The organism is Streptomyces sp. NPDC003327 (assembly GCF_053589515.1).
Map to the genome: position 1 here is coordinate 1 of NZ_JBSFSA010000083.1, position 9,821 is coordinate 9,821.

General features: G+C 72.3%; 11 protein-coding genes and 1 pseudogene. 3 read left to right on the top strand and 9 right to left on the bottom strand.

Features of this window, described 5'->3' with window-relative positions; all coding sequences use genetic code 11:
• The coding region (locus tag ACWDVG_RS31215) for a sensor histidine kinase (RefSeq protein ID WP_451704256.1) at positions 1 to 938 on the bottom strand (938 nt) is incomplete at its 3' end.
• Between the two features lie 167 nt (positions 939 to 1,105).
• Here ACWDVG_RS31215 and ACWDVG_RS31220 point away from each other — a divergent pair.
• The 3 genes from ACWDVG_RS31220 (at position 1,106) to recX (ending at position 3,795) form a co-directional block, all read left to right on the top strand.
• Positions 1,106 to 1,918 (top strand): SGNH/GDSL hydrolase family protein, encoded by an 813-nt coding sequence (locus tag ACWDVG_RS31220; RefSeq protein ID WP_451704269.1) that lies wholly within the window; start codon positions 1,106 to 1,108, stop codon positions 1,916 to 1,918.
• 163 nt (positions 1,919 to 2,081) lie between these two features.
• Positions 2,082 to 3,224, top strand: a complete 1,143-nt coding sequence (recA, locus tag ACWDVG_RS31225; protein WP_451704257.1) for a recombinase RecA — start codon at positions 2,082 to 2,084, stop codon at positions 3,222 to 3,224.
• A gap of 4 nt (positions 3,225 to 3,228) precedes the next feature.
• Positions 3,229 to 3,795 (top strand): recombination regulator RecX, encoded by a 567-nt coding sequence (gene recX / locus ACWDVG_RS31230; protein ID WP_451704259.1) that lies wholly within the window; start codon positions 3,229 to 3,231, stop codon positions 3,793 to 3,795.
• A 46-nt stretch (positions 3,796 to 3,841) separates the two neighbouring features.
• On the opposite strand, the gene ACWDVG_RS31235 is transcribed toward recX, so the two are convergent.
• The 8 genes and pseudogenes from ACWDVG_RS31235 to ACWDVG_RS31270 form a co-directional block, all read right to left on the bottom strand.
• Positions 3,842 to 4,228 (bottom strand): rhodanese-like domain-containing protein, encoded by a 387-nt coding sequence (locus ACWDVG_RS31235; protein ID WP_451704271.1) that lies wholly within the window; start codon positions 4,226 to 4,228, stop codon positions 3,842 to 3,844.
• Between the two features lie 86 nt (positions 4,229 to 4,314).
• Complete coding sequence (locus tag ACWDVG_RS31240) at positions 4,315 to 4,896, bottom strand: cysteine dioxygenase (RefSeq protein ID WP_451704260.1); 582 nt, start codon at positions 4,894 to 4,896, stop codon at positions 4,315 to 4,317.
• A gap of 126 nt (positions 4,897 to 5,022) precedes the next feature.
• A complete protein-coding gene (locus ACWDVG_RS31245; RefSeq protein WP_311605579.1) occupies positions 5,023 to 5,109 on the bottom strand; it encodes a putative leader peptide in 87 nt (28 codons plus the stop codon).
• Between the two features lie 32 nt (positions 5,110 to 5,141).
• Complete coding sequence (locus ACWDVG_RS31250; RefSeq protein WP_451704262.1) at positions 5,142 to 6,782, bottom strand: FAD-dependent monooxygenase; 1,641 nt, start codon at positions 6,780 to 6,782, stop codon at positions 5,142 to 5,144.
• Between the two features lie 269 nt (positions 6,783 to 7,051).
• Positions 7,052 to 7,942, bottom strand: coding sequence for an amino acid ABC transporter permease (locus ACWDVG_RS31255; protein ID WP_451704263.1), 891 nt, complete (start codon positions 7,940 to 7,942; stop codon positions 7,052 to 7,054).
• Positions 7,939 to 8,613, bottom strand: coding sequence for an amino acid ABC transporter permease (locus tag ACWDVG_RS31260; protein WP_451704265.1), 675 nt, complete (start codon positions 8,611 to 8,613; stop codon positions 7,939 to 7,941). Before ACWDVG_RS31260 ends, ACWDVG_RS31255 begins: the two co-directional genes overlap by 4 nt.
• Positions 8,614 to 8,733: 120 nt before the next feature.
• Entirely contained in the window at positions 8,734 to 9,555 is an 822-nt protein-coding gene (locus tag ACWDVG_RS31265) for a glutamate ABC transporter substrate-binding protein (protein ID WP_451704267.1), read from the bottom strand.
• Positions 9,556 to 9,645: 90 nt separating this feature from the next.
• Positions 9,646 to 9,821, bottom strand: a pseudogene (locus ACWDVG_RS31270) (amino acid ABC transporter ATP-binding protein); the annotation flags it as partial.

Sequence of the window (9,821 nt, forward strand, 5' to 3'; positions counted from 1 at the left end):
CACATTTTTCCCCAACCCGAGGCTTTTCGTTTTTGGGGCTGGCGGGTCACGGGGGTGGGGACGTCGTGGCTCCCCGCGCGGGCCCGCGCGACGAGGTCTCCGAGGAGGGCGAGGCCGGATGCCGGGGCGGTCGGGGTCGACTCGTCCGCCCGTCGGAGCACGCCGAGCGTGGCCCGCAGGTCGCGCAGGGCGTCCTTGCTGGTGGCCTTGACCGCCTCCAGGGCCTCGGTGGCGGTGGCGAGCCCGGCCTCGGGTGCGGGGTGCTTGCCGAGCCGGTGGAGAGCGGCCCCCGACTGCACGTTGATCAGCGAGATGGTGTGGCCGAGGACGTCGTGCACCTCGCGGGCGATCCGCAACCGCTCCTCGGTGGCGCTCTGCCGGGCGCGGGCCTCCTGCTCGCGCTCGGCGGCGAGGGCCCGCTGCTCCACCTCGTGGAGGTAGGCGATGCGGGTGCGCTGGGCGCGTCCGACGGCGACCAGGCTGATCAGCCAGCCGGCCAGCATGGCGAGCGAGGTGTCGTCGATCTGCCGGTGGCCGGGCTGCTGGCGGATCTCGCCGAGCCCGACCGCGAGCAGGGTGACGGCGGCGAGGGCGACGGCCGCGGCGAACCGGCCCTCGGCCGCGGTGGTGTAGAGCGCGAGCGCGAAGGCGATCATCAGCGGGCCGTCCTGCTCGGACAGCGGGTAGTAGGTCACGCAGGCGAGCAGCGTGACGACGGCGACGGTGACCGGGTGACCGCGCCGGACGCAGAGCGCTCCGCAGCCGATGAGGATCAGCGCCCAGCCGAGTGCGGTGCGCAGCGCCGGTTCACTCGTGTGCCGGGCGGAGAGCAGCGTCCACCCCACCACCACGAGGAGGACGACGCCCGCGACGAGGGCGTCGGTGGTCCGCTGCGGGAAGCGGCTGCCGTCGCCGGGGCGGCGGAGAGGGGAGGGCATGCGTCGAAGGATAGGCGGCGGTTCGCGGCGGACCGTGGAGCCCTGAAGCTATAGTCAAAAAAGTGAATAGGGTGAGCCGTTCGCGGGGGTTCGGCGGAGAGGTGGTGGTCGGCATGGCGGAGGCCGGAGAGGTGCTCGGCATGGCGGAGGCCGGAGAAGTGGCCGGCATGGCGGAGGAGTCGCGTCAGGGGGTGCGGGCGTTCGAGCGGTACGTCGCCCTGGGGGACAGCCAGACGGAGGGTGTCGGCGACGGTGACGACGTCGGCGGCCTGCGGGGCTGGGCGGACCGGTTCGCCGAGCTGCTCGCCCAGGAGAACCCGGGCCTGCGCTACGCCAACCTCGCGGTACGGGGCCGGCTCGCCGGTCAGGTGCGCGCCGGGCAGCTCGCGGCGGCCCTCGCGCTGCGGCCCGACCTCGCCACGGTCGTCGCGGGGGTCAACGACCTCATGCGGCCCGGGTTCGACGCCGACGAGGTGGCCGGGCACCTGGAGGCAATGTTCGCCGCGCTGACCGCCCAGGGGGCCGTCGTCGCCACGGTCACCTTTCCCGACGTCAGCCGCTTGGTTCCGCTGGCACGCCCGCTCGGCGCCCGGATCGAGGTCCTCAACGCGCGCGTCAGGGAGGCGGCGGCCCGGCACGGGGTCGTCGTCGCCGAGGCCGCCGGCCACGAGGTCGGCGCCGATCCCCGTCTGTGGAGCCCCGACCGGCTCCACTCCTCCCCGCTCGGGCACGCGCGGATCGCCGAGGCCTTCGCCCACGCCCTCGGCCTGCCCGGGAGCGACGACTCCTGGACACGGCCGCTGCCGCCGCCGGACGCCCTGCCGCCCACGGGGCTGCGCCGGGCGGGCGCCGAGCTGCGCTGGGCGGGCACCTTCCTCGGCCCGTGGCTCGGGCGGCGGCTGCGCGGCCGTTCGTCCGGTGACGGCCGCCTCGCCAAGCGGCCGGAGCTGCTCGCCGTGGACCCCGCGTGGCGCGCTTGACACTAAAATCGAACATGCATTCTTATGAGGTTCCGGCCCCAGGAATCACGGGGCTCGTCGCCGAGTTATCCACAGGTCGCAGGGACGCCGGGGCCCATTGTCAGTGGCAGGGGTTAGCGTCTTTCACATGAAGCGATCGACTCAAGCAAACCGGGTGGAACCCATGGCAGGAACCGACCGCGAGAAGGCGCTCGACGCCGCGCTCGCACAGATTGAACGCCAATTCGGCAAGGGCGCCGTGATGCGCATGGGCGACCGCACCCAGGAGCCGATCGAGGTGATCCCCACCGGATCGACCGCCCTCGACGTCGCCCTCGGTGTCGGCGGCCTGCCGCGCGGTCGTGTCGTGGAGATCTACGGCCCCGAGTCCTCCGGTAAGACGACCCTCACCCTGCACGCCGTCGCGAACGCGCAGAAGGCCGGCGGCCAGGTGGCCTTCGTGGACGCCGAGCACGCCCTCGACCCCGAGTACGCCCGCAAGCTGGGCGTCGACATCGACAACCTCATCCTGTCCCAGCCGGACAACGGCGAGCAGGCGCTCGAGATCGTCGACATGCTGGTGCGCTCCGGCGCCCTCGACCTGATCGTCATCGACTCCGTCGCCGCGCTCGTGCCGCGCGCGGAGATCGAGGGCGAGATGGGTGACTCGCACGTGGGTCTCCAGGCCCGCCTGATGAGCCAGGCCCTCCGCAAGATCACCAGCGCGCTCAACCAGTCGAAGACCACCGCGATCTTCATCAACCAGCTCCGCGAGAAGATCGGCGTGATGTTCGGCTCGCCGGAGACCACGACCGGTGGCCGCGCCCTCAAGTTCTACGCCTCGGTGCGCATCGACATCCGTCGCATCGAGACCCTGAAGGACGGCACCGAGGCGGTCGGCAACCGCACCCGCTGCAAGGTCGTCAAGAACAAGGTCGCGCCCCCGTTCAAGCAGGCCGAGTTCGACATCCTCTACGGCCAGGGCATCAGCCGCGAGGGCGGCCTGATCGACATGGGCGTCGAGCACGGCTTCGTCCGCAAGGCCGGCGCCTGGTACACGTACGAGGGCGACCAGCTGGGCCAGGGCAAGGAGAACGCCCGCAACTTCCTGAAGGACAACCCCGACCTCGCCAACGAGATCGAGAGGAAGATCAAGGAGAAGCTGGGCGTCGGCGTCCGCCCGGAGGCCCCGGTTGCGGCGGCCGAGACCGGTGCGGACACGGCGAGCGGTGCGGAGGCGGCCGGTGCGGACGCCGACGCCAAGAGCGTCCCGGCCCCGGCGGTCAAGGCCGCGAAGGCGACCAAGGCCACCGCGGCCAAGAGCTGAACCGGTGACCGGTCGCACCGAATGGCCGGGTGACAGCCCCGACTCGTCGAGGGCCGAGAAGGAGCTGTCACCCCAGGACCCGGCTGAGCGGGCGCGGGCGATCTGTCTGCGCCTGCTCACCGGGACCCCCCGCACGCGCAAGCAGCTCGCCGACGCCCTGCGCAAGCGGGAGATCCCCGACGAGGTGGCGGACGAGGTCCTCTCCCGGTTCGAGGACGTCGGCCTCATCGACGACGCCGCCTTCGCCGGCGCCTGGGTGGAGTCCCGCCATCACGGTCGGGGCCTCGCCCGCCGGGCGCTCGCCCGGGAGCTGCGGACCAAGGGGGTCGAGCCCGCCCTGATCCAGGAGGCGGTGGAGCAGCTCGACTCCGAGCGCGAGGAGGCCACCGCCCGGGAGCTGGTGGACCGCAAACTCCGGGCCACGCGGGGCCTGGAGCGCGACCGCCGCCTCCGCCGGCTCGCGGGGATGCTGGCCCGCAAGGGGTACCCCGAGGGCATGGCCCTCCGTGTCGTCCGGCAGGCTCTCGAAGCCGAGGGCGAGGACACGGTCGGACTCGACGAGCCCTTCTGACGGACGGGCCCGCGGGCATGGGTCCGGGGGCCTACGGCCGGTGCCGTCAGCGGGGTGGGGCCGGGAGGAGGACCGGGAGACCGGCCGCCCGCCAGGCCTGGAAGCCGCCGATGACGTCGGTCGCCCGGTGCAGGCCGAGTCTGCGCAGGGACTCGGCCGCCAGGGAGGAGGCGTAGCCCTCGTTGCAGAACACCACCACCCGCAGGTCGTGGCTCACCGCCTCCGGCGCCCGGTGGCTGCCGAGCGGGTCGAGCCGCCACTCCAGTTCGTTGCGTTCCACGACCAGGGCGCCCGGGATCAGCCCGTCCCGGTTCCGCAGGGCCGCGTAGCGCGTGTCGACCAGGAGCGCGTCACCCGCCTCGTACGCCTCGAACGCCTCGCGCGGCTCGATCCGGTCGAGACCCGACCGCACCCGTTCGAGGAGTTCGTCGATGCCGGTGCCGGTGCCGGTGCCGGTGCCGGCCCGCTCGTCAGCTGTGCTGCCACCGGTGCCGGCCCGCTCGTCAGCCGTGCCGCCGCTCACTGCCAGTCCTCCGGACGCTCGACCTGCTCAAGGCGGAGGACCGCGCCGGACCGGCTGAAGCGGCGGATCAGCGGGAGCGGGGGGTAGTAGGCGTGGACCGAGACGGCGTGGGTGTCGGGTGACTCGTTCAGGACCTCGTGCACATGGTGGGTGCCGAAGGCACGGCCCTGGCCCTCCCTGAGGCGGCGCGAGCGGTCGAGCCCGTCGGCCAGCTCCAGGGTCTTCCAGCCACTCGCCGGAAGCCTCACCGCCAGCGCGTGCTCCGTCAGCGTGCCGCTCGCCGTGGCGAACGCCCCCTGGGACTCGGCGTGGTCGTGCCAGCCGGTCCCCGTGCCCGGCGGCCAGCCGATGAGCCAGGCCTCGCTGCCGCCGGGGCCGTCGAGCCGTACCCACGTACGGCCCTCAGGGTCGAGCGGCAGGGAGGAGACGAGTGCGCGGTCGGCGGCCGTCCGCCGGACGAAGTCCAGCAGCTCGGCCGCGGAGGGGGCCCGGGTGACCGTGTCCGAACTGGGGCCGGCGGGAGAGGGAGAGGAGGAAGGGGCGGGGGAAGAGGAAGGTGGGGAGACGTGCTGGGACACGGATGACCGTCCTGGAGTTCGCGGGTACGCGCGACGGCACACGCGCCCCCGGACGCCGGGAAACCCGAAGGGGGCAGCCGGACGGCAGGCGGGGGCTGGGCGCGCGCGTGAGGAAGGGAGGCGAGATCAGCAGGACGGACGACACACGCAGCCCGCATAGCGGACGAGGTCCATATGGACCCTCCGCCACAGGCGCACATCGGTGTCGGTCACGCTCCGGAGTACACCACGTGCGCCCGCGGGAATCAACGCATGTCCGCCGTGCGGTCCTTGTCGGCGGAGTCCCCGGCGGTGGCCGGAGCCCCGCCCCGGACCGCGTCGGCCGCCTTGTACAGCTCCTCGGGGCGGACACCGGCGAAGGCGGCGGCCAGATGCCCGTCGGGCCGGACGAGCAGGACGGTGTGCGCGGGCGCGCCCGGGTACGCCTCGGTGACGAGGACCTCGGCCTTCACCGGCAAAGCCTGGACGGCCTCCTCCAGCCGGGGCATCACGCCCGCGCCGCGCCAGTGCCGCCGGTCCCACACCCCGGTGCCGGGCGCGACCAGGAGGACGAGCAGTCGGCCCCGGCCGAGCCGGTCGCGGAGCCGTACGGTCGTGCCGTCCGGGGCCGTCACGCGGACGTCCTCGACGGGGGCGCCCTCCGGCGTGCCGACCGGGGTCCGCCCCTCGGCGGGCGGCGGCGCGACCGGCGAGTGCGGGTAGGCGGGGGGAGCGCCGAGCGGCCCGCGCCCGATGTGGCCGTCGGTGAGCAGGGCGTCGTGGCCGCGGGTGACCCCCGGAAGGTACGTCCGCAGACCACCGCCGCCGCGCAGCACCGGCAGCGACTGGTCGGCGGTGCGCAGCCGCGCCGCGACGGCGGCCCGGCGCTCGCTCTGGTAACTGTCGAGCAGCGCGTCCGAGGCGCTGTCGTGCCAGGTCAGGGCCAGCTTCCAGGCGAGGTTGTCGATGTCTCTGAGTCCCTCGTCGAGGCCCTGGGTGCCGACCGCGCCCAGCAGGTGCGCGGCGTCCCCGGCGAGCAGCACCCGGTCGACCCGCCAGCGCCGCGCGAGCCGGTGGTGCAGGGTGTGCACGCCGGTGTCGATCAGCTCGTACGGGGGCGTGGCCCCGTCGCACCAGCCGGCGAGGGTCTCGCGGATGCGGCCCACGAGGACGTCCGGGGTGACCAGCTCGCCCCGTGGCGGCAGCAGCCAGTCGATGCGCCACACCCCGTCCGGGAGCGGACGGGCGGTGATCTCCTCGGCGGCGCCGCGCCACGGCGGCTGACGGTGCAGCAGCGCCTCGCCGGGCCAGGGGAGTTCGGTGCGGAGCGCGGCCACCGCGTGCCGTTCCACCGCCGTACGGCCCGGGAAACGGACGCCGAGGAGCTTGCGCACGGTGGAGCGGGCGCCGTCGCAGCCGACGAGGTGGCTGCCGCGCCACCAGGTGCCGTCGGGGCCGCGGGTGTGGGCGGTGACACCGTCCCGGTCCTGCTCGATCGTGTCGAGCCGGGCCTCGGTGATCAGCTGGACGAGCGGCTCGCGGGTGATGGCGTCGCGCAGGCCGCGGGCGAGCGCGTGCTGCGGAATGTGGAGGGGGGCGGAGGGCCCGGCGTCCCCGGGGCCGTCCGCGCCCAGGATCCCCAGGTCGAGCGGGAGGTGGCGCATGAGCTGACGGCGGCGCATGCTGCGCCAGCCGACCCAGCGGACTCCCTCGTCACGGAGGGTCGCGCAGCCGAGGCGCTCCACCAGCGCGGCCATGTCGGCGCGCAGGACGACCGTCCGCGCGGGGCGCGGTTCCTCCTTGCCGGAGCCCTCGTCGAGGACGACGCTGGGCACGCCCTGCGCCGCGAGGGCGAGGGAGAGCGCGAGGCCGACCGGCCCCGCGCCCACGATGATCACCGGGTCCACGGCGCGGCTCCTGAAGGCCGGACGGTCATGAGGGCAGCACAGTCGAGTGTGGCACGAGCCCGGTGCTTGATCACAGACCGTATGCAACCCACTGGGGGTGTTTGCGTCAAGTGACGAGGTGGGCGTGGTGCGGCCGACGTGATGTCGGTGCCGCGCCACGCCCACCCGGACGCTGTTCGAACCCGCCGTTCCGGTGCCGTCCCGATCCTCTGCCGGCCGGCCCGGTCACCGCTCGGGGGTCGTCCGCGGACCCTCCGCGGTCCCGCGTGTCAGGTGCCGCTGACCACGTCCGCGGGCACCTCGGGGGCGCCGCCCTGGGCGGGCAGCTTGGCGACCGGGGACTTGCGGCCCTGGCGCAGGCGCTTCTCGAGTCGGCTCGCGAGGTTGGTCAGGATGGCGTTGAGCACGATGAAGATGAGGGCGATGACCGTGAAGGTGGCAATCGTGTTGGCGCCGTAGTTGGCCGTGATCTGCCGGTTCTGGCTGAGCAGTTCGCTGAAGCCGAGGAGGGCGCCGCCGAGAGCGGTGTCCTTCACGATGACGACGAGCTGGCTCACCAGGGCGGGAAGCATGACGGTCACGGCCTGCGGCAGCAGGACGTACACCATGGTCTGGCCCTTGCGCATGCCGAGCGCCACGGCGGCGTCGCCCTGGCCCCTGGGCAGGGAGTACACGCCGGCCCGGACGACCTCGGCGATCACGGAGGCGTTGTAGAGCACGAGGCCCGTGACGACCGCGTACAGCGGGCGGAAGTCGGAGCTGACGGTCGTGAAGTTCGCGTACACGGCGCTCGCGAACATCATCAGGAGCAGCACCGGGATCGCGCGGAAGAACTCCACGACCGCGCCGACGGGCACCCGTACCCAGCGGTGGTCCGAGAGCCGGCCGATGCCGAGGGCCGCACCGAGCGGCAGCGCGATCAGGATCGACAGCCCGGCGGCCTTGAGGGTCTCGGTGAGACCGGGCAGGAGGTACGTCGTCCAGACCTGCGAGTCGGTGACGAACGGGCTCCACTTGTCGGCCGCGAGCTGGTTCTTGTCGTTGAGGGCCGCGAGGACCCACCAGGCCACGAGGGCCAGGGCCGCGAGGAAGACGACGGTGTAGACGACGTTCCGCCGCTTGGCGCGGGGGCCGGGGGTGTCGTACAGGACGGAGCTCATCGCTTCACCGCCAGTCGCTTGGCCGCCCAGCCCAGGAACAGGCCGGTGGGGAGGGTCAGGACGATGAAACCGAAGGCGAAGACGGCGAAGACCGCGAAGAGCGAGTCGGCCTCGTTCTCGATCATCTCCTTCATCAGGAGCGCCGCCTCGGCGGCGCCGATGGCCGCCGCCACGGTGGTGTTCTTGGTGAGGGCGATCAGCACGTTCGCGAGCGGGGTCACCGCGGCGCGGAAGGCCTGGGGGAGCACCACCAGGGTGAGGACCTGCGTGAAGCTCAGGCCCAGCGCGCGGGCCGCCTCGGCCTGGCCCGCCGGCACGGTGTTGATGCCGGAGCGCAGCGCCTCGCAGACGAAGGTGCCGGTGTACGCCACGAGTCCGAGGACCGAGAGGCGGAAGCCGATCTCCTTGAAGTCGGAGCCGCCGAGCGCGATTCCGAGGGTCTGGTTGAGCCCGAACGAACAGGCCACGATCACCACGGTCAGCGGCGTGTTGCGGACGAGGTTGACGTACGTGGTGCCGAAGGCGCGCATCAGGGGGACCGGGCTGACCCGCATCGCGGCCAGGGCGGTGCCCCAGACCAGTGAGCCGATCGCCGAGTAGAGCGCGAGCTGCGCCGTCACCCAGAAGGCGCCGAGCAGGTCGTACTGCCCGGAATCAAGAAAGTCGAACACGATGCCCCGCGCTCTCCCCTGGTGGTCGGTCGGTGTGGCGGCCGGTGCGAGGGCAGCGGCCGGTGCCGGGGTGACGGCCGCCCCCGGCGGGGGAGGCCGTCACCGACGCGGCGGGGTGGTTCAGCCGGCGATCTTCGGCGCGGGCTCGTTCTTGTAGCCGGAGGGGCCGAAGTGCTGCTTGACGAGCTTGTCCCAGGTGCCGTCGGAGACCATCTTCTCCAGGGCCTTGTTGATCTTGCCCTTGAGGTCGGCGTCGCCCTTCTTGATGCCGATGCCGTAGTTCTCGTCGCTCATCGAGAGGCCGACGAGCTTGAACTTGCCCTGGTGCTCCTTCTGCGAGGCGTAGCCCGCGAGGATGGAGGCGTCGGTGGTCAGGGCGTCGACGGCCTTGTTCTCCAGGCCGGTCAGGCACTCGGAGTAGCCGCCGAGCTGCTGGAGGTCGGCCTTCGGCGCGAGCTTCTCCTTGACGTTCTGCGCGGAGGTCGAGCCGGTGACCGAGCAGAGCTTCTTGGAGTTGAGGTCCTCGACCTTGGTGATCGAGGTGTCGTCGGCGCGGACGAGCAGGTCCTGGTGGGTCAGGAAGTACGGACCCGCGAAGTCGACCTCCTTGAGGCGCTTCTCGTTGATCGAGTAGCTGGCGACGACGAACTTCACGTCACCGTTCTTGATCAGGTTCTCGCGCTCGGCGCTCGGCGCCTGCTTCCAGTTGATCTTGTCCTCGGCGTAACCGAGCTCCTTGGCCACGTACTTGGCGACATCCACGTCGAAGCCGGCGTAGGTGCCGTCCGGGGTCTTCAGGCCGAGGCCCGGCTGGTCGAACTTGATGCCGATGGTGATCTTGTCGCCGTTGCTGCCGGAGTCCGAACCGCTGCCACAGGCGGTGGCGGTGAGCGCGAGGACGACGGCGGCCGCGGCCGCGGCGGAGGCGTTGCGAAGCTTCATGGAGGAAGATCCCTTTGCTAGGCGTGGTGCTGGGCGTGCTGCCAGGAGTGTTACCGGGCGTGAAGGGCGTACACTAGATCGCCAACTCGCTCAGTGGTGAAGGATTTTGGAAAGGAAGTCCTTGGCGCGGTCGCTGCGCGGGTTGCTGAAGAACTCCTCGGGCGACGCCTGCTCGACGATCCTTCCGTCGGCCATGAAGACGACCCGGTTGGCGGCCGAGCGGGCGAAGCCCATCTCGTGCGTGACGACCACCATCGTCATGCCCT